Raw genomic sequence first — 19,058 nt, 5'->3', positions numbered from 1 at the left:
GATATCGAATGCCACGTCACGTGTGGTAGCCCTGCCAACGGCTACCCGTTCGCCTCCCCGGTTGTAACACGTTCTAGTCTTGGAATCCAGCGACCGTTTGCCCTGACGCACTGGGGCCCTATGGTGGATCTACATACCGATGGGGCGAGTGCTCAGTTTGAAGGCCAGGTTCAAGGAGGGTGCCGTGCGGGTGATCGTGGATCGTGACCGGTGTGAAGGCAACGCGGTGTGCATGGGAATCGCGCCTGACCTGTTCGACCTGGACGACGAGGACTACGCCGTGGTGAAGATCGATCCGATTCCGCCCGACCGAGAGCAGCTGGCCGACCAGGCCATCGCCGAGTGCCCCCGCGCCGCGCTGCTGCGCCAAGACTAGAGGTATTCATAAATTGACTAGCAGCACAAACGCGGCCGATCTGTCCGGAAAGGTCGCGGTGGTGACCGGTGCGGCCGCGGGACTGGGCCGCGCCGAGGCGCTCGGCTTAGCCGGCCTCGGCGCCACCGTCGTCGTCAACGACATCGCCGGTGCGTTGGATGCCTCCGACGTCATCGACGAGATCAGCGCCACCGGCGCCAAGGCCGTCGCCGTGGCCGGCGACATCAGTGAGCGCGCGACGGCCGACGAGCTGGTGGCCACCGCCGACGGGCTCGGCGGGCTGGACATCGTGGTGAACAACGCCGGGATCACGCGCGACCGGATGCTGTTCAACATGTCCGACGAGGAATGGGACCTCGTCATCGCGGTGCACCTGCGCGGCCATTTCCTGCTGACGCGCAACGCGGCCACCTACTGGCGCACCAAGGCCAAGGATGCCGGCGGGACGGTCTTCGGCCGCATCGTCAACACCGCCTCGGAGGCCGGTCTGGTGGGGCCGGTGGGCCAGGCCAACTACGGCGCGGCCAAGGCCGGCATCATCTCGCTCACCCTGACCGCCGCGCGGGCCCTGGGCCGCTGCGGGGTATGCGCCAATGCGATCTGTCCGCGGGCCCGCACCGCGATGACGGCCGACGTCTTCGGGGCGGCACCCGAATTAGAGGCGGGCGGCATCGACCCGCTCTCGCCGGAGCACGTGGTCAGCCTGGTCAAGTTCTTGTCATCGCCGGCCGCCGCCGAAGTCAACGGTCAGGTGTTCATCGTCTACGGTCCGCAGGTGACGCTGGTTTCCGCGCCGACAGCGGAGCACAGGTTCTCCGCGGACGGGCCGGCGTGGGAACCCGGCCAACTCAGCCGCGAGCTCCAAAAATACTTTGCTGGACGCGATCCGGAGCGGAACTTTTCCGCCGTCGGGCTGATGGAGTAATGGCCGTGTAAACGAATTTTGCGGGGGGAATTGACCGAGTAGAACATGTGTCAGATTGAAGTAACGGCAACCCCTCTGACCTGGACAAACTAACGCTTCGGATACAGAAATGCTGTTCATTGACAGCACCCACTTCTTCTGGGTTAATATGAGCCGGCTCACACCGGGCCGCGAGCGACCGAAGACAATGCAAAGGCGGAACACAGGCTTCGCCGCGACCAGCAAAGGGGGGTGGCCGAGTTGAAAGAACAACTCGCGGTTCCGGCCCGCGCTGTGGGCGGGTTCTTCGAGATGATGATCGACACCGCCCGCGAGACCTTCCGACGGCCCTTCCAATTCGGCGAGTTCCTCGAACAGACGTGGATGATCGCCCGCGTGTCGCTGGTGCCGACGCTGCTGGTCTCCATCCCGTTCACCGTGCTGGTCGCGTTCACCCTCAACATCCTGTTGCGCGAGATCGGCGCGGCCGACTTGTCCGGCGCCGGAACCGCTTTCGGCACCATCACCCAGCTGGGCCCGGTGGTCACCGTGCTCGTCGTGGCCGGCGCCGGCGCCACCGCGATCTGCGCCGACCTGGGTGCACGCACCATCCGCGAAGAGATCGACGCGATGCGGGTGCTCGGCATCGACCCGGTCCACCGGCTGGTGGTGCCGCGGGTACTCGCGTCCACGGTCGTCGCGTTGTTGCTCAACGGCCTGGTGTGCGCCATCGGCCTGTCCGGCGGCTACGCGTTCTCCGTCTTCCTCCAGGGCGTCAACCCGGGCGCGTTCATCAACGGCCTGACCGTGCTCACCGGGCTGCGCGAGCTGGTGCTCGCCGAAGTCAAGGCGTTGCTGTTCGGCGTGATGGCCGGGCTGGTCGGCTGTTACCGCGGCCTGACCGTGAAGGGTGGGCCGAAGGGCGTCGGCAACGCGGTCAACGAAACCGTCGTCTACGCGTTCATCTGCCTGTTCGTCATCAACGTGGTCATGACCGCCATCGGCGTGCGGATTACGGCGAAATGAGGCGAGTGAGCACCCGATGAGCTACGACGCCACCCTCCGGTTTCGCCGCATCATGACGAGGTTGCAGGCGCCCGTCGACGACTTCGGCGAGCAGGCCTTGTTCTATGGAGAGACCCTGCGGCACGTCCCCGACGCACTCACCCGCTACCGCAAAGAGACGATCCGGCTCATCGCCGAGATGACGCTGGGCGCGGGCGCTCTCATCATGATCGGCGGCACCGTCGGGGTGGCGGCCTTCCTGACCCTGGCCTCCGGCGGCGTCATCGCCGTGCAGGGCTACTCGTCGCTGGGCAACATCGGCATCGAGGCGCTCACCGGGTTCCTGTCGGCGTTCCTGAACGTCCGCATCGTCGCGCCGGTGATCGCCGGCATCGCGCTGGCGGCCACCATCGGCGCCGGCGCCACCGCCCAACTGGGCGCCATGCGGGTGTCCGAGGAGATCGACGCCGTCGAATGCATGGCGGTGGAGTCCGTGTCCTACCTGGTGTCGACCCGGCTGATCGCCGGCCTGATCGCGATCATTCCGCTGTATTCGCTGTCGGTCCTGGCCGCGTTCTTCGCCGCCCGCTTCACCACGGTGTACATCAACGGGCAGTCCAAGGGCCTGTACGACCACTACTTCAATACCTTCCTCATTCCGTCCGATTTGCTGTGGTCGTTCCTGCAGGCCATCGTGATGTCCATCGCGGTGATGCTCGTCCATACCTATTACGGCTACAACGCCACCGGCGGGCCGGTCGGGGTCGGCATCGCGGTCGGCCAGGCCGTGCGGACCTCGCTGATCGTCGTGGTCGTCATCACCTTGTTCATCTCGCTCGCCGTCTACGGCGCGTCCGGCAATTTCAATCTCTCCGGGTAGGGACGATGGCAGAACGGGTATCGCGACGATCGAGTGTCCGGCTGGCAGCGGCGCTGCTGGCCGCTTTGATTGTGGCCTTCGTCGCCCTGACTTATCTCTCTTACACAGCGGCTTTCGCCTCGACCGACACCGTCACCGTCTCGTCACCGCGGGCGGGACTGGTGATGGACAAGGGCGCCAAGGTCAAGTACCGCGGCCTCCAGATCGGCAAGGTCACCGCCATCGACTACTCCGGTGACCAGGCGCGGCTGACGCTGGCCATCAACAGCGACCAGATGCACTTCATCCCCTCCAACGCGACCGTGCACATCGGGGGGAACACCATCTTCGGCGCCAAGTCGGTGGAATTCCTTCCGCCCCAAGCGCCCTCGCCGACGTCGCTGCGCCCGGACGCGCATGTCCAAGCCTCGGCGGTGCAACTGGAAGTCAACACATTGTTCCAGTCGCTGATGGACCTGCTGCACAAGATCGACCCCGTCGAATTGAACGGGACGCTCAGCGCGCTCGCCGAAGGCCTGCGTGGCCACGGCGACGACTTCGGCGGCACCTTGTCAGGACTGAATACCCTGGCACGGCAGGCGAACCCGAAGCTGCCCGCCCTGCAGGAAGACTTCCGCAAGACCGGGATCGTCACCAACACCTACGCCGACGCCGCCCCCGACCTGAATACCGTCTTCGACAGCTTGCCCACGATCAACAGGACCGTCGTCGACCAGCAGAAGAACCTCAACGACACGTTGTTGGCGACGATCGGGCTGGCCAACAACGCCTACGAGACGCTGGAGCCCGCCGAGCAGAACTTCATCGACGCGATCAACAGGCTGCGCGCGCCGATCAAGGTGGCCGCCGACTACTCGCCCGAACTCGGCTGCATATTCGCGGGTATCGATCGAGGCATCAAGGAATTCGGCCCCCTGCTCGGCGGCAACAAGGCGGGCCTGTTCACGTCGTCGAGCTTCATCTTGGGCGCACCGTCGTACACGTATCCGGAAGCCCTGCCGCAGGTCAACGCGTCCGGTGGCCCGAATTGCCGCGGGCTGCCTGACATTCCGAGCAAGCAACACGGCGGGTCGTTCTACCGGGCGCCGTTCCTCGTCACCGACAACGCCAACGTCCCGTACGAGCCCTTCACCGAACTCCAGTTCGACGCGCCCTCCACGCTGCAGTTCCTGTTCCACGGCGCCTTCGCGGAACGGGACGACTTCTGATGGCCGCCTCGGGAATGCCGTCGCACCGGTCGATGGTGATCAAGCTCGGCATCTTCGCGGTCGTGATGCTGGTGGTGGCCGCCGGTCTGGTGGTGGTATTCGGTGATTTCCGGTTCGGTCCCGAGACCTCCTATCACGCAACCTTCACGGATGCGTCGCGGTTGAAGGCCGGCCAAAAGGTTCGCATCGCCGGGGTGCCGGTCGGCGCCGTGTCGGGCATCAAGCTCAACCCGAACAACACCGTCGACGTCCAGTTCGGAGTCGACAGCCGCTACACGCTATACACGTCCACGCGCGCGGTGATCCGTTACGAGAACCTGGTCGGCGACCGCTTTTTGGAGATCACGTCGGGCCCGGGGGAGCTGCGGAAGTTGCCGGCGGGCGGCACGATCAACTCCGAGCACACCCAGCCCGCACTGGATCTCGACGCGCTGCTGGGCGGCCTGCGGCCGGTGCTCAAGGGCCTGGATGCCGACAAGGTCAACACCATCAGCAGCGCGGTCATCCAGTTGCTGCAGGGCCAGGGGGGAGCGTTGTCCAACGTGCTGGCCGACACCAGTGCCTTCTCGTCGGCCCTGGGCCACCGCGACCAGCTCATCGGCGACACCATTACGAACCTGAACACCGTGCTGGGCACCGTCGATCAGAAGAGCGCGCAGTTCTCGGCCAGCGTTGATCAGCTCCAGCAATTGATCACCGGTCTGGCCAAGAACAAGGACGATGTCGCGGGCGCCATCCCGCCGCTCGCGTCGACGACGACGGATTTGACTGAGCTGCTGAAGAATTCGCGGCGTCCGCTGCAGGGCATCTTGGAGAACACCCGGCCCCTGGCCACCGAGCTGGACAACCGCAAGGCCGAGGTGAACAACGACGTCGAGCAACTGGGCGAGGACTACCTGCGACTGTCCGCGCTGGGCGCCTACGGCGCCTTCTTCAACATCTACTTCTGCTCGGTAACGATCAAGATCAACGGCCCGGCCGGCGGCGACATTCGGATACCCATGGGCGGCCAATTGGACCCCAGCAAGGGGAGGTGCGCTTTTGCCAAGTAGCGCAAGACGTGAACGCGACCCGTTGCGCACCGGCATCTTCGGCGTGGTGCTGGTGGTCTGCGTCGTCCTCATCGCATTCGGCTATAGCGGCCTGCCCTTCTGGCCGCAGGGCAAAACGTACAACGCCTACTTCACCGACGCCGGCGGCATCACGCCCGGCAACGCCGTGTACGTCTCAGGGTTCAAGGTCGGCAAGGTCCAGTCCGTCGGGCTCGCCGGGAACAGCGCCAAGGTGACGTTCAGCGTGGACCGGCACGTCGCCGTGGGTGATCAGTCCCTGGCCGCGATCCGCACCGACACCATCCTCGGCGAACGCTCGATCTCGGTGAGCCCCGCCGGCCACGGCAACGCCACCACCATCCCGCTGAGTCGGACCACCACGCCCTACACGCTGGCGGGTGCACTCGAGGACCTCGGTCAAAACGCCAGCAATCTCAACAAGCCGCAGTTCGACCAGGCCCTCAACGTGCTGACCGACACGCTGCACGACGCCACCCCCGAACTGCGCGGCGCCCTGGACGGGGTGACGTCGCTGTCGCGCACCCTGAACCGCCGCGACGAGGCCCTGCAAGGCCTGCTGGCGCACGCGAAGTCGGTGACGGCGGTGCTGTCGCAGCGCGCCGACCAGGTCAACAAGCTGGTCGACGACGGCAACGAGTTGTTCGCCGCGCTCGACGAGCGGCGCGCCGCGATCGGTCAGCTGATCTCGGGTATCCACGACGTGTCGGCGCAGATTTCCGGTTTCGTCGCCGACAACCGCAAGGAGTTCGGCCCGGCGCTGAGCAAGCTGAACTCGGTGCTGTCCAACCTCAACGAGCGCCGCGACTACATCACCGAGGCCCTCAAGCGGCTGCCCGCCTACGCGACAACGCTGGGCGAGGTGGTTGGCTCGGGGCCCGGGTTCAACGTGAACGTCTACAGCGTGCTGCCGGCGTCGATGATCGCGATGGTGTTCGACTTCTTCTACCAGCCGGGCAAGCTGCCGGCCAGCCTCTCCGACTACCTGCGCGGGCTGATTCAGGAACGCTGGGTGATTAGGCCGAAGTCACCATGATGAAGCGGATCACCGGCAGCCGCGGGCTGCGCTATGGCATCATCATCGCGCTGGTCGCGATGGCGGCGGCGGGCGTGTATGTGCTCTCCGCGCAAGGCAATAACCGCACCGTCGTCGGTTACTTCACCTCCGCCGTCGGCCTGTACCCCGGCGACCAGGTCCGTGTGCTGGGCGTGCCGGTCGGCACGATCGACTCGATCGAGCCGCGGCCTTCCGACGTCAAGATCACCATGTCGGTGTCCAAGGACGTGAAGATCCCCAAAGATGTCAAGGCCGTCGTCATGTCGCCAAACCTGGTGTCGGCACGGTTCGTTCAGCTCGCCCCGGCGTACACCGGCGGGGCGGTGTTGCCCGACGGTGCCAGCATCGATCTGGCCCGCACCGCGGTGCCGGTGGAATGGGACGAGGTGAAGGAGTCGCTGACCCAACTGGCCGTACAGTTGAGCCCCGCGGCGGGACAATCTCAGGGCCCGTTGGGTGCGGCGATCAACCAGGCCGCGGACACGCTCGACGGCAAGGGCGAATCCTTCCACAACGCGCTGCGTGAGCTCTCACAAGTCGCCGGGCGGCTGGGCGATTCGCGCGGCGACATCTTCGGCACGGTCAAGAACCTGCAGGTGCTGGTGAACGCGCTGTCGGCGAGCAACGACCAGATCGTACAGTTCGCCGGCAACGTCGCCTCGGTGTCACAGGTGCTTGCCGACAGCTCGCGGCACCTCGACAACACCCTGGGCACGCTCAACCAAGCGCTCTCGGACATCCGGGGTTTCCTGCACGAGAACAATTCGACTCTGATCGATACGGTCAACAACCTCAACGACTTCGCCCAGACGTTGAGCGACCAGAGCGACAACATCGAACAGGTGCTGCACGTGGCCGGCCCCGGCATCACCAACTTCTACAACATCTATGACCCCGCCCAGGGCACCCTGAACGGCCTGTTGTCGATACCCGAATTCTCCAATCCGGTGCAGTTCATCTGCGGCGGGTCCTTCGAGACACCCGCGGGACCGAAAGCGCCGGAGTACTTCAAGCGTGCCGAGCTCTGCCGTGAGCGCCTGGGCCCCGTGCTGCGCCGTCTGGCGGTGAACTATCCGCCGGTGATGTTCCACCCGCTCAACACGATCACCGCGTACAAGGGTCAGATCATTTACGACACCCCGGAGACCGAGGCCAAGGCGAAGACACCGGTTCCCCAGCTGACCTGGATACCCGCTAACGGCGCTCAATCGCCGCCGGCCGACCAGAGCCCGACGGATCTGCAGGCCCTGCTGGTTCCGACGGCGCCGCAGGCGGGCGCTCCTCCAGGGCCGCCGCCGGCCGGGGCGAGCCCGGGTCAGGCCTCTAGTCCCGGACCCGGTAACGCGTTCGGTCCGCTACCCGGCCCGGCGCCGAGCCAGGCGCCCAATGGCCCGGCGGCCAACCTGGGCGGTGGCGGATGAGCCGAATCTGGCTGCGCGCCAGCGTGTTAGCCGTGGGTGGCGCGCTACTGGCCGGTTGTCAATTCAACGGGCTGAACTCCGTGGCGATGCCCGGCACAGCCGGCCACGGGAGCGGCGCGTATTCGGTCACCGTCGAAATCCCCGACGTGGCGACGCTGCCGCAGAACTCGCCGGTCATGGTCGACGACGTGACCGTGGGCAGCGTCTCGGGCATCTCGGCCGAGCAGCGGGCCGACGGATCCTTCTATGCCGCAGTGAAGCTGGCGCTCAACAAGAACGTGGTGTTGCCGGCCAACGCGATCGCGACGGTGGCCCAGACATCGTTGCTGGGTTCGCTGCACATCGACCTGGCTGCCCCAAAGGGCAAGCCGGCGATCGGCAAGCTTGTCAACGGGTCGAAGATCCCCGAGTCCAGCACCGGCCGCTTTCCCACCACCGAAGAGGTGCTTTCTGCCCTGGGCGTAGTGGTCAACAAGGGCAACCTCGGTGCGCTGGAAGACATTACGAACGAGACCTACCAGGCCGTCGCCGGCCGCCAGGACCAATTCGCCGACCTGATCCCCCGACTCGCCGAATTGACGGCGGGGCTGAACCGGCAGGTCAACGACATCATCGACGCGGTCGATGGGCTGAACCGGTTCTCGGCGACCCTGGCGCGCGACAAGGACAACCTGGGCCGCGCGCTGGACACGCTGCCCGAAGCGATCGGCGTGCTCAACAAGAACCGGGGCCACATCGTCGACGCGTTCGCCGCGCTGAAGAAGCTGGCCGGCGTTTCGTCGCGCGTGCTCTCGAAAACCAAGGTGGACTTCGCCGAAGACGTCAAAGGCCTGTATTCGGTCGTGAAGGCGCTGAACGATAACCGGAAGAATTTCGTCACGTCGATGCAGATCCTGCTGACGTTCCCGTTCCCCAACTGGGGCATCAAGCAGGCCGTGCGCGGCGACTACCTCAACGTGTTCACCACCTTCGACCTCACCCTGCGGCGGCTTGGCGAGACGTTCTTCACCACGTCGTATGCACTCGACCCGAACATGATGCACATGAACGAGATCCTCAACCCGCCCGACTTCTTGACCGGCGAGCTGGCGAACCTGTCCGGACAGGCGGCCGATCCGTTCAAGATTCCGCCCGGCACGGCTTCGGGTTCTGAGGGGCGGTAGGGCAGCGCGATGCTAGATAGACTGACGAAGATCCAGCTCGGCATTTTTGCGCTGATCACCGCGATCACCCTGATCGTGACGGCCATCTTCTACCTGCGCCTTCCGGCGACGTTCGGCATCGGGACCTACGGCGTCAGCGCCGATTTCGTCGCCGGCGGCGGCCTGTACAAGAACGCCAACGTCACCTACCGCGGCGTCGCGGTAGGCCGCGTCGAGTCGGTGGGCCTGAACCCCAACGGCGTCACCGCCGAAATGCGGCTCAACAGCGGCACTCCCATTCCGGCGAACGTCACCGCGACCGTGAAGAGCGTGTCGGCCGTCGGTGAGCAGTACATCGACCTGGTGCCGCCGGACAACCCGGCAACGGTCAAACTGCACAACGGATCCCGGATCGACCGGCAGAACACCCGGATCGGTCAGGACGTCGCCGCCCTGTTGAAACAGTCCGAGACGCTGGTGAACAGCCTCGGCGACACCCGGTTGCGCGAGCTGCTGCATGAGACGTTCGCCGCGGCCAACGGCTCGGGCCCGGAGCTGGCGAGGCTTTTCGAGTCAGCCCGGTTGCTGGTGGACGAGGCCAACGCCAACTATCCGCAGGTCTCGCAGCTGATCGATCAGGCGGGCCCGTTCCTGCAGGCTCAGATCCGGGCCGGCGCGGACATCAAATCCCTGTCGGACGGGTTGGCCCGCTTCACTTCTGACGTGCGTCAGGCCGACCCGCAGCTGCGCTCGACGTTGGCCAACGCCCCGGGCGCGGCGGACGAGGCCAGCACCGCGTTCTCCGGCATTCGCCCCTCGTTCCCGGCGCTGGCCGCGAGCCTGGCGAACCTTGGCCGGGTGGGCGTGATCTACCACAAGTCGATCGAACAGCTCCTGGTGGTCTTGCCCGCGCTGTTTGCCGCGATCATCACGGCGGCCGGCGGCACCCCCCAGGATGAGGGCGCGAAGCTGGACTTCAAGATCGACCTCAACGATCCGCCGCCGTGCTCTGTCGGATTCCTGCCCCCGCCGCTGCAGCGCACGCCGGCCGATGAGACGCTGCGCGAGCTGCCGAAGGACATGTACTGCAAGGTCGCCCAGAACGATCCGAGCACCGTGCGCGGCGCCCGAAACTACCCATGCCAGGAGTTCCCCGGCAAGCGGGCGCCCACGATTCAGCAGTGCCGCGACCCGAAGGGCTATGTGCCGGTCGGGCGCAACCCCTGGCGAGGCCCCCCGGTGCCCTACGACACCCCGGTGACGAATGGGCTGAACGTGTTGCCGCCCAACAAGTTCCCGTATGTACCGCCGGGCGCCGATCCCGATCCGGGGACTCCCATGGTGGGTCCACCCCCGCCGGGGGTGGTGCCCGGGCCCGGGCCGGCGCCGCACCAGCCCGCCTACGATCCGCCGCCCCCCAACGACAGCGGGCCGCCGCCGGGTAACCCGTCGTGGCACCCGCCGGGGGTCCCCCCGGAGCCGCCCCAGCTCCCGTATCCGAAGTGGCTTCCGCCGCCGGCACCGCCGGAGGGGATCAATCCCCCGCCGGCAGGACCGGGTCCCGAGAAGCCGTGGGGCCCGCCGCCCGGCCCGCAACCGCAGGCCAGCGGTCCCTCCTACGCCACCTATGACCAACAAACCGGAGCCTTTGTGGATCCGGCGGGCGGCACTGGTATCTTCGCGCCCGGCACCAGCGGTGCATCCAGCGCCGAGAACTGGGTGGACCTGATGCGCGACCCGAGGCCGCTTTGATGGAGCCCGTCTCGAAAGACGAGCAGACGACGTCGCAACGGGTCCGCCGCCGCGCGTCCCGCCCGGCGGGTCCGGTGAAAAGCGGTTCGGCTGAGGCCGTTGAGGTTCACGTCGAAGTCGCTGACGAGCCGGAGCGGACGGCGAAGCCCACTGCCAAGAAGGTGAAGACCCTCAACCCCGTCAAGCCGCCGCCGCGGCGGCGGGCTCACCGGGTGCTGGTGGGATGCCTCGCGCTTGCCCTCGCCCTGTTGGCGATCGGTGGGTTGGCCGCCTCCTTGACGTCGCTGATCGTCCAGCAGCGCCATGCGGATTCCGAGCAAGCGCGCGACCGGCGCTTCGTCGACACCGCCACGCAGATGGTGGTCAACATGTTCAGCTACAAGCAGGACAACGTCGACGACAGCGTGAATCGCTTCTACAACAGCACCAGCGGTCCGCTGCGCGGAATGATGGGCGCCAACAACAACATTGAGAATCTCAAGGCGTTGTTTCGCTCCACCAACGCGACGTCGGAAGCCGTCATCAACGGCGCTGCCCTCGAGGGCATCGATTCGGTCACCGACAACGCCTCCGTGCTGGTCTCGGTGCGGGTCACGGTTGCCGATATCGACGGGACCAACAAACCGTCCATGCCGTATCGGCTCCGGGTCATCGTGCATGAGGACGACGCCGGCCACATGACCGGCTACGACCTGAAGTATCCGGACGGGGGCAACTGATGCGGTTGCGGCGGTGGCTGATCGCCGCCGTGGGCTGCTTCCTGCTGGTAAGCATCATCGGATTGGCCGCTGCCGCCGGCTGGTTTTATTGGGACCGGGTGGAGACCCGCGCTGAGCAGTCAGCGCGCGCCCTGTTGCCGCAACTGGCATCAAAGGAGATTCCGGAGGTCTTCGCCTACGACTACCAGACCGTCGAACGTAGTCTCGCCGAAGCGTATCCGCTGCTGACGCCCGCCTATCGTCAGGAGTTCCAGAAGAGCGCCAACGCACAGATCATCCCGGAGGCCAAGAAGCGGGAAGTCGTTGTCCAGGCGAACGTTGTCGGCGTCGGTGTGATGACGGCGAAACGCGATTCCGCCTCGGTCATGGTTTACCTGAACCGCACCGTGACCGACAAGTCGCGCCAGCCGCTATACGACGGCAGCCGGTTGCGGGTGGACTTCAAGAAGATTGGCGACAAGTGGTTGATCGCCTACATCACACCCATCTAGCCGTCAGAAGCAAATCGCAATGTCGTTGCATCGCAAGGGATAACGCTGGGCCGGGCTGGGCGGCGGGCCCGCGAGCGCCAGTGAGAACGGTTGCTTGCTCATCGACGGCTCCAAGCCGCATTCGGCGCCGTGCAGCGTGGTGTGCGTGCCCGCGAGCGTCTCGTTGTCGAAAGCGTAAGTCTCAGTCGATGCCGCCGTGCCGCCACCCGGGCACGAAACGCCGTTGGGCGCATTGACCTCGAACGTCCAGAGCCCGCTCACGAGTCTGGCCCTGCCGCTGTAGTTTTGGAGCTTATCCTGGCGACTGATCTGTTCGGACGTCGAGCTCACCACGTTCAAGATACAAAAGTCCGCCATGATCGTGGGATTGTCGTAGTCCTTGTAGTAGCGGCTTCCGTTTACTTGATCGCACAGCGCCGACACCAGCCAGGTCACCCCGGACACACCTGCCTGATTGAACGAGTAATTGCCGTCCGCCGGTGGCGCGACCGCATGCGCCGGGGTGCCGGATTCCACTGCTACACCAAGAGAAATGGCCGAAAAGATTCCGGCGCCGGCGGCCAATCCGCGACGAAGCTTCACGACAATCCTTCCTTTTCACTGCTGCATTGAGTATCACAGCGTTTTGGCCGAAACGCCATGGGTTTCGGAGCTAAACGCCCGCTAATCAGCGTCGTGTGGATGTGACTCGACAAGCGCGTCGAGGAATGACCGCGCCCAGCGGTCTACGTCGTGAGCGAGCACCTGGCGGCGCATCGCTCGCATCCGGCGCCGGCCCTCCTCGTCCGTCTGGTTGAGTGCCGCTTCGATCGCGTCCTTGAGCCCCTCGAGGTCGTGCGGGTTAACCAGATAGGCCTGCCGCAATTCGGCGGCGGCACCGGTGAATTCGCTGAGCACCAGCGAACCACCGAGGTGGACGCGGCAGGCGACGTATTCCTTGGCGACAAGGTTCATCCCGTCGCGCAGCGGGGTGACCAGCATGACGTCGCTGGCCACGAAGAACGCGATCAGTTCGTCGCGGGGAACGGGGCGGTGCAGGTAGTGCACCACGGGGTGGCCGACCTCGCCGTATTCGCCGTTGATGTGGCCGACCTGGCGTTCGATGTCGTTGCGCAGGATCTGATAACTCTCCACGCGTTCGCGGCTCGGAGTGGCGAGCTGGACCAGCACGGTGTCGTCGCGCTTGGCGCGGCCCTCGGACAGCAGCTCGGCGAAGGCCCTCAGCCGAACGTCGATGCCCTTGGTGTAGTCCAGCCGGTCGACCCCCAGCAGGATCTTTCGCGGGTTGCCCAACTCGGCGCGGATCTCCCGCGCGCGGCGCCTGACTTTGGGATTGCGGGCCGCGTGGTCGAGCGCGGTCGAATCGATGGAGATGGGAAAGGCGCCCACCCGGACGGTGCGGGCCGCAAGCTCCACCTCGCCGAATCGGGAACGTACCCCCACCGATCCCCGGGAGGTGTTGACGCCGATCAGCTGCCGGCACAGGACGAGGAAGTTCTGCGCGCCGCCGGGCAGATGGAAGCCCACCAGGTCGGCGCCGAGCAGGCCCTCGACGATCTCGGTGCGCCACGGCATCTGCCTGAACAGCTCCACCGGCGGGAACGGGATGTGCAGGAAGAAACCGATGGTCAGGTCGGGACGCAGCTCGCGCAGCATCTTGGGCACCAGCTGCAGCTGATAGTCCTGCACCCACACGGTCGCGCCCCGGGCGGCAGCGAGTGACGCGGCCTCGGCGAAACGCCGGTTGACCGTGACGTAGCGGTCCCACCATTCGCGGTGGTAGATGGGTTTGACGATGACGTCGTGGTAAAGCGGCCACAGCGTGGCGTTGGAGAATCCCTCGTAGTACTCGGCGACGTCGTCGCCGGTCAGCCGCACCGGATACAGGTGCAGGTCCTCCTGCACGATGGGCTCGTAGTCCAGTTCGTTGTCGTCGTCGGCGACTCCCGGCCAGCCGACCCACGCGCCGCGCCGGCGACGCAGCAGCGGCTCCAACGCCGTGACCAATCCCCCGGGGCTGCGTTTCCAGGCCGTCGTGCCGTCGGGCAGCCGCTCGAGGTCGACGGGCAGCCGGTTGGCGACCACCACGAAATCCGAGCTCCCGAAGTGTGCGTTCTTCGAGTTTGGGCCGCCCTGAGGAGCCATTTATGTTTCGTGCTTGGCCGGCCCGATACCCAGCATCGACAAGAAGATGCGGCACTCGTCGGCGTCGTTCGCGTACGCGGCGACGACCCGCCTGGCCTGGCTTGCGGTGCTTGCTGCCAGCGGCTCCACATCGCCGAGTTCGCCATGATCAGATTTGGTAGGCATGACATAACTCTAGGCCAAGCGCGAGACCCGGCGGGGACCCGCTTACATACTCGCCGTAATGTGTAAACACTGGCGGATCTGAAAGGTGGGCGGAATGACACTCTCCGACCAAGCCGATGCCCGGGCCGGCTCGAAGGCGGCCAATGAGCTGGTGACCTATGAAACCCTCGACGACGGCCGCGTCGCCAGGATCTGGCTCAACCGGCCCGAGGCCCACAACGCGCAAAGCCGCGGCCTGCTGATCCAGCTCGACGAGGCGTTCCTGCGCGCCGAGGCCGACGACACCGTGCGCGTGGTGATCCTGGCGGCGCGCGGCAAGAACTTTTCCGCCGGCCACGACCTGGGCTCGGAGCTGGCGATCACCGAGCGCAGCCAGCTGCCGAGCTTCCGCATCAACGGCGGCACCCGTGAGCCCATCGCGGAGAAGATCTACCTGCAGGAGTGGCACTACTTCTTCCAGAACACGTGCCGCTGGCGCGATTTGCGCAAGATCACCATCGCCCAGGTGCAGGGCAACGCGATTTCGGCGGGCCTGATGCTGATCTGGGCCTGCGACCTGATCGTGGCGGCCGACAATGCGAAGTTCAGCGACGTCGTCGCCGTGCGCTTGGGGATGCCGGGCGTCGAATACTACGCCCACCCTTGGGAATTCGGGCCGCGCAAGGCCAAGGAGCTGTTGCTGACCGGCGATGCGCTGGACGCCGACGAGGCCTACCGGTTGGGCATGGTGTCGAAGGTGTTCCCGGCCGACGAACTGGCGGACAAGACGCTGGAATTCGCCCGGCGCATCGCCGAGCGGCCCACGATGGCGGCGCTGCTGGTCAAGGACTCGGTGAACGCGGCCTCCGACGCGATGGGATTCACCGAGGCGCTGCGGCACGCGTTCCACATTCACGAGCTGGGCCACGCCCACTGGGCCGCCCACAACGAGAACAGGTACGCGGTCGGCCTGCCGCCCGACGTCGAGGACTGGCGCGACGCCAAGCCCACCCAGATCGCCCGCCGCGATACGCCTTAGGAACAGCTCTTCTCTGGGGCACATGCGCCCTTTGCGTCTCCTGCAGCAGCCGGCACCGTTGTGCCCTCACAGCGACAGGCCGATATTGTCGCGCTGAGGTGGACAAACCGTCGACCACCCCCGGACAGGGCTTGTGTAGCGCCCGCGAAACATAACGCGGCTCACGGCCTAAATCGCTGATCACGGCAATCTGAACTGCTATTCGGCGCGGTCGGCTGAGATTTGCGCACTAAGTCGCAGCCGCACAAAGGAATCTTTCCCGAACGCCGGAATTCCGGCAAAACCCCGCTTACGCTGCGGAAGACAGGTCGCCGTGAGTAAGAGGAGTGGACGTGGCCGGCTTCGCAGTCCTCGATTTTGAGACCACCGGATTGGCAGCCAATCAGAGCGACCGCGTGGTTGAAGTGGGCATCGTATTGCTCTCGTCGCACGGTGACACCGAAGACGAGTGGTCTACTTTGCTGAATCCTGGTCGCGACGTTGGCCCTACTGAGATCCATGGGATTTGTGCCGCCGACGTGCTGGCCGCGCCCACTTTCTCTGCAATCGTTCCGAGGCTGTTGAGGTGCCTTCGCGGGCGAATTGTCGTCAGCCACAACATCGCTTTCGACCTGCGCTTCCTCGGTGCGGAGTTGCGGCGTGCCGGCGTTGCGCTCGACAACCCCTGGCTGACGGGGCTCTGCACCATGAAGTGGGCTGGTCGGCTGCTTCCGGCGGCGTCCCGAAAGCTACGGGATTGCTGCGATGCCGCTGGCGTCCTCCTCACGGATGCGCATTCCGCGCTCGCAGATGCCCGGGCCGTGGCAGGTCTGCTGAAGCACCTTCTGGAACGCGGCGGCGTTCCACCGCCTTGGGCGAGCGAGATCTCCGGTGCAGAGGAGTTCCGGTGGCCAGACGTCGCCGGTCCGGAGGTGCGGCTAGTAGTGCGCGGAACTTCCCGTCAGCGGCGGCCGGCGGGATGGCTTGATCGCATCGTGGCACGAATGCCTCGACACGAGGATATCCGGGTCGAGTCGTATCTCGAGATCCTTGAGTCCGCCCTGCTCGATCGCTACCTGTCGCTCCACGAGGAGGAGGCACTCGTGGTGACGGCTGAGGAGCTCGGCCTGTCACGCCAGCTGTTGGACGAAATCCATTGTGAATACCTGCGATCGATGGCGAGGGTAGCGCTTGCCGATGGGTTGGTCACAGACGACGAGCGCGCTGAATTGCTTCAGGTTGCCGAACTCTGCGGATTGGGTCCCAGCCACGTTGAGACCGCGCTGGCATTGGCGCCCGTACGTCAAGCAAGGGCTGAGTACGCGTTGGCCCGGGGTGACGTTGTGTGCCTCACCGGAGCAATGCGCCGAGCGCGATCCGAATGGGAGACAGAGCTCGCACGGCGCGGCATCGCGACTGGGGCGCTCACCCGTAGGACGCGCATTCTGGTCGCCGCCGATCCCGATTCGGTCAGCGGCAAGGCCAATAAGGCGCGCGAATACGGTATTCCGATCATCACCGAGGACGCCCTCACCCGCCTGCTAGACATCCCAGGTCCGTAATTTGTCAAGCGGCGTTGGTGGTGGGGGTGTTGTGGCGGGGTGACCACGCTAGCTGTTCGTTGTATGTGGTGTGGTGGCGTAGGCAGCCGTGGAGGATTCCGACGAGGCGGTTGCCGACGGCGCGGAGGGCTTGGTGGTGGAGGTCTTCGGCAGCGCGGTGCTGGTCGTAGTAGGCGCGTGCGCCTGGGCTGCGGGTGATCGTGCAGAACGCCCATTGGTCGATAGCGTCGTAGAGCCGGCGGTTGCGGACGTGGCGGGCCAGCACGGCGCGTTTTTTGCCCGACGCGACTGTCAGCGGGGAGGTTCCAGCGTGGTTTTTGCGAGACTTGGCGGTGGTGTAGCGAGTGGGGTCGTCCCCGAACTCACCGAGCACCCGGGCGCCGAGCACAACACCAAGTCCTGGCAGGGAGCGGTAGATGTCGGCGTCCGGGTGTGTCTCAAAATGTGTCGACAGTTCGGCTTCCAGATCGCTGATCTGGTGGTTGAGCTCGATGATGATGCTGACTGTGGCGCGGGTGGTCGCCGCGAACGCGGCGCTGACAGAGGCAGCAGTGGTGAGTTGCTCGCTACGCAGAATTTTCTGGATTTGTAGTGCTCGGGTATCGAGGTTTCGTTGGCGCCCAGCGGCTTTGAGCGCTGACCGGATCTTGGCCACGCTCAAGCGAGCGCCCTCGGCCGGGGTCGCGGCGCGGCCGAGTACAGCCAGTGCGTCGCGGTCGGCCAGGTCGTCGAAGGCGTCCAGCGCGGCCGGGTAGTACTCGGCGCAGTGCCGATCGCAGCGCGTTGGTGTGCCGGTTGCGGGTCCAGATCAGGTTCTGGTGCCCACGCGCGAGCACCTTGATCGCCTCGGCGTCGGCGCTGTCCCCAGCGATCGGGCGATGATTGTGGCGGTCGGTGCGCACCAGGTCGGCCAGCAGTTTGGCATCGCCGGCATCGGATTTAGCTCCGGAGACATGGTGGCGGTCGCGGTAGCGAGCGACCGCCAGCGGGTTGACCGCATACACCTGGTAACCGGCCGCGACCAGCGCGTTGACCCATAAACCTCGATCGGTTTCGATGCCGATCACGACCTGTCGGGGGTCTTGGGCGTGGGTGGCCACGATGTCGTGCAATCCGCGGATGCCGGGGACCCCTTCTGGCAGCCGGCGCGAGGCCAGCCGGGTGCCGTTGTCGTCCATCACGTGGATGTCGTGATGATCTTCGGCCCAATCGTCGCCGACGAAGATCATCGATCACCTCCTCTGCCGAAACGGGTGGAACCTGTTCGAGCCAAAGGCAACCCGGCGGCGACCTAATGGATCAGTGCTCGAATCGGCACGACACCCCATCAGCGCTATGGGAAGCCTCACCAACCGGCCGGGGCACGGTCTAGCCGTAGGAATCGAACATCACTCCAGGGCGCGGAAGTGCTCACCGACCGGCGGCTCGGCGACCAGCGTCCCGCTACCGGATCACTATCCGTTCGAGGCTCGCCGATCAACTCCCATTAGGACGCGAGGGTTCATCGATGTCTGCTTCCGGCGCATCGGGATGACGGTGACGCGCTCTATGGACAAGCTGTTGCGTGCCCCGCCGCGGGACACGTGGCGCCCAGGTCAAAGGTTCCACTGGGCGAGGTGATAGCCCGTCTTCTTGTCCAGCAGGACGACGGTGGAGACCGGGTCGCGGTAGGCGTCCCAATAGACTTCGCCGCGCACGATCGCGCCGCTGGGCGCGTTGACGAGCACGTTGTCCAGCGCGTCGGGCGCGTCGCTGGCACGCGGTTTGTAGGCGTCGGCGAATGGGGTAACGCCGTCGAAGCTGAAGTCGGTCGCCATGATGTGCGGGTTGGGCACCCGGATCGCGTGGATCGTCACGTCGGCGCGGTTAGGGGTGCTGCCGGGGAAGCTTTTGATCGGCACGCCGCTGCGGGTGTAGCCGAATCCGGGGGGCGGGTCGCAGGGGGTCACACTGCTGACGGTGACGTCGGCGATGTAGGTGCCGGTGTCCACCCGCAGGGTGTCACCGATGTGGCCGATCGGCGCGTCGCCCGCCCACGCGCGCGGTGCGGATACCACGCCGACGCCCGCGGCGGCGACGAGAAAGCCGGCCAGGGCGAGTGCGGCCAGTTTGGACGGGCTGTCCGTAAAATGATCGCGCATTGATCCTCGACTCCCCTCGGGTC

Annotated in this window: 18 protein-coding genes and 1 pseudogene; 14 read left to right on the top strand and 5 right to left on the bottom strand. The window is 65.7% G+C overall.

Translation table 11 applies throughout. The annotated features are described in order from the left end of the window. The first annotated feature begins 184 nt into the window (after positions 1-184). The 12 genes from BN4348_RS52230 to BN4348_RS52175 all read left to right on the top strand — a co-directional run bounded on the left by BN4348_RS52230 (position 185) and on the right by BN4348_RS52175 (position 12,025). Positions 185-376, top strand: a complete 192-nt coding sequence (locus BN4348_RS52230; protein WP_066916368.1) for a ferredoxin — start codon at positions 185-187, stop codon at positions 374-376. A gap of 13 nt (positions 377-389) precedes the next feature. Continuing rightward, positions 390-1,301, top strand: coding sequence for a 3-oxoacyl-ACP reductase (locus BN4348_RS52225; RefSeq protein WP_066916316.1), 912 nt, complete (start codon positions 390-392; stop codon positions 1,299-1,301). 240 nt (positions 1,302-1,541) lie between these two features. Next, complete coding sequence (locus BN4348_RS52220) at positions 1,542-2,306, top strand: MlaE family ABC transporter permease (protein ID WP_066916366.1); 765 nt, start codon at positions 1,542-1,544, stop codon at positions 2,304-2,306. A 16-nt stretch (positions 2,307-2,322) separates the two neighbouring features. Further along, positions 2,323-3,165, top strand: a complete 843-nt coding sequence (locus tag BN4348_RS52215) for an MlaE family ABC transporter permease (RefSeq protein ID WP_066916314.1) — start codon at positions 2,323-2,325, stop codon at positions 3,163-3,165. A 5-nt stretch (positions 3,166-3,170) separates the two neighbouring features. Further along, positions 3,171-4,373: an MCE family protein gene (locus tag BN4348_RS52210; RefSeq protein WP_066916312.1), complete on the top strand. Its 1,203-nt coding sequence runs from the start codon at positions 3,171-3,173 to the stop codon at positions 4,371-4,373. Continuing rightward, on the top strand, positions 4,373-5,425 hold the full coding sequence (locus BN4348_RS52205; RefSeq protein ID WP_066916310.1) for an MCE family protein: 1,053 nt from the start codon (positions 4,373-4,375) through the stop codon (positions 5,423-5,425). Before BN4348_RS52210 ends, BN4348_RS52205 begins: the two co-directional genes overlap by 1 nt. Next, on the top strand, positions 5,415-6,479 hold the full coding sequence (locus BN4348_RS52200) for a virulence factor Mce family protein (RefSeq protein ID WP_066916308.1): 1,065 nt from the start codon (positions 5,415-5,417) through the stop codon (positions 6,477-6,479). The genes BN4348_RS52205 and BN4348_RS52200 overlap by 11 nt, the downstream gene beginning before the upstream one ends. Further along, the gene (locus BN4348_RS52195; RefSeq protein ID WP_066916306.1) at positions 6,476-7,921 is read left to right on the top strand and encodes a virulence factor Mce family protein; all 1,446 of its coding nucleotides are present in this window, start codon (positions 6,476-6,478) and stop codon (positions 7,919-7,921) included. Before BN4348_RS52200 ends, BN4348_RS52195 begins: the two co-directional genes overlap by 4 nt. Beyond that, entirely contained in the window at positions 7,918-9,084 is a 1,167-nt protein-coding gene (locus BN4348_RS52190) for an MCE family protein (RefSeq protein ID WP_066916304.1), read from the top strand. The genes BN4348_RS52195 and BN4348_RS52190 overlap by 4 nt, the downstream gene beginning before the upstream one ends. 9 nt (positions 9,085-9,093) lie before the next feature. Continuing rightward, positions 9,094-10,815, top strand: coding sequence for a virulence factor Mce family protein (locus BN4348_RS52185; protein WP_066916302.1), 1,722 nt, complete (start codon positions 9,094-9,096; stop codon positions 10,813-10,815). Beyond that, the gene (locus BN4348_RS52180; RefSeq protein WP_066916300.1) at positions 10,815-11,534 is read left to right on the top strand and encodes a mammalian cell entry protein; all 720 of its coding nucleotides are present in this window, start codon (positions 10,815-10,817) and stop codon (positions 11,532-11,534) included. Before BN4348_RS52185 ends, BN4348_RS52180 begins: the two co-directional genes overlap by 1 nt. Further along, positions 11,534-12,025 carry a mammalian cell entry protein gene (locus tag BN4348_RS52175; protein ID WP_066916298.1) on the top strand — a complete coding sequence of 164 codons (492 nt, stop codon included), beginning with the start codon at positions 11,534-11,536 and terminating at the stop codon, positions 12,023-12,025. Before BN4348_RS52180 ends, BN4348_RS52175 begins: the two co-directional genes overlap by 1 nt. A gap of 3 nt (positions 12,026-12,028) precedes the next feature. On the opposite strand, the gene BN4348_RS52170 is transcribed toward BN4348_RS52175, so the two are convergent. The 3 genes from BN4348_RS52170 to BN4348_RS52160 form a co-directional block, all read right to left on the bottom strand. Next, positions 12,029-12,607 (bottom strand): hypothetical protein, encoded by a 579-nt coding sequence (locus BN4348_RS52170; RefSeq protein WP_066916296.1) that lies wholly within the window; start codon positions 12,605-12,607, stop codon positions 12,029-12,031. A gap of 81 nt (positions 12,608-12,688) precedes the next feature. Further along, on the bottom strand, positions 12,689-14,170 hold the full coding sequence (locus BN4348_RS52165; protein ID WP_066916294.1) for an alpha,alpha-trehalose-phosphate synthase (UDP-forming): 1,482 nt from the start codon (positions 14,168-14,170) through the stop codon (positions 12,689-12,691). Beyond that, entirely contained in the window at positions 14,171-14,335 is a 165-nt protein-coding gene (locus BN4348_RS52160) for a hypothetical protein (RefSeq protein ID WP_096866203.1), read from the bottom strand. Positions 14,336-14,429: 94 nt separating this feature from the next. Between BN4348_RS52160 and BN4348_RS52155 the strand changes: the two genes are divergently transcribed. Continuing rightward, the gene (locus BN4348_RS52155; protein ID WP_066916292.1) at positions 14,430-15,353 is read left to right on the top strand and encodes an enoyl-CoA hydratase; all 924 of its coding nucleotides are present in this window, start codon (positions 14,430-14,432) and stop codon (positions 15,351-15,353) included. A 332-nt stretch (positions 15,354-15,685) separates the two neighbouring features. Then, positions 15,686-16,894: an exonuclease domain-containing protein gene (locus tag BN4348_RS52150; RefSeq protein WP_066916364.1), complete on the top strand. Its 1,209-nt coding sequence runs from the start codon at positions 15,686-15,688 to the stop codon at positions 16,892-16,894. A gap of 4 nt (positions 16,895-16,898) precedes the next feature. On the opposite strand, the pseudogene BN4348_RS52145 reads toward BN4348_RS52150, so the two are convergent. Then, positions 16,899-18,123, bottom strand: a pseudogene (locus BN4348_RS52145) (IS110 family RNA-guided transposase). A gap of 366 nt (positions 18,124-18,489) precedes the next feature. After that, positions 18,490-19,035 (bottom strand): hypothetical protein, encoded by a 546-nt coding sequence (locus BN4348_RS52140; RefSeq protein WP_066916289.1) that lies wholly within the window; start codon positions 19,033-19,035, stop codon positions 18,490-18,492. Positions 19,036-19,058 lie beyond the last annotated feature (23 nt).

Source organism: Mycobacterium interjectum, from assembly GCF_900078675.2.
GTDB lineage: Bacteria > Actinomycetota > Actinomycetes > Mycobacteriales > Mycobacteriaceae > Mycobacterium > Mycobacterium interjectum.
This window is presented reverse-complemented; position numbering and strand designations above follow the sequence as displayed.